The organism is Lysinibacillus sp. G1-3 (assembly GCF_056322905.1).
Genome location: NZ_JBWHYQ010000081.1, coordinates 1 through 255 on the forward strand (window position 1 = coordinate 1; position 255 = coordinate 255).

Here is a 255-nt window from a genome sequence, read left to right on the forward strand (position 1 = left end):
TCCCCCATTCGGAAATCTCCGGATCAAAGCTCACTTACAGCTCCCCGAAGCATATCGGTGTTAGTGCCGTCCTTCATCGGCTCCTAGTGCCAAGGCATTCGCCGTGCGCCCTTAATAACTTAACCTACAGCTTTCAATACACATCGTATTTCGTCGTCAGCTGCACTCGTTCAGTCAGTCACGTACAAAGGTACGCTCCTTCCTTCTCTCGATTGCTTCCTAGAACTACTCGTGTCTTGAAACCTTATTCGTTAT

General features: G+C 48.6%; 1 rRNA gene. It reads right to left on the bottom strand.

Features of this window, described 5'->3' with window-relative positions:
* Nucleotides 1-125: ribosomal RNA gene (locus tag ACVYAD_RS25255) — 23S ribosomal RNA — on the bottom strand; the annotation flags it as partial.
* Nucleotides 126-255: the final 130 nt, after the last annotated feature.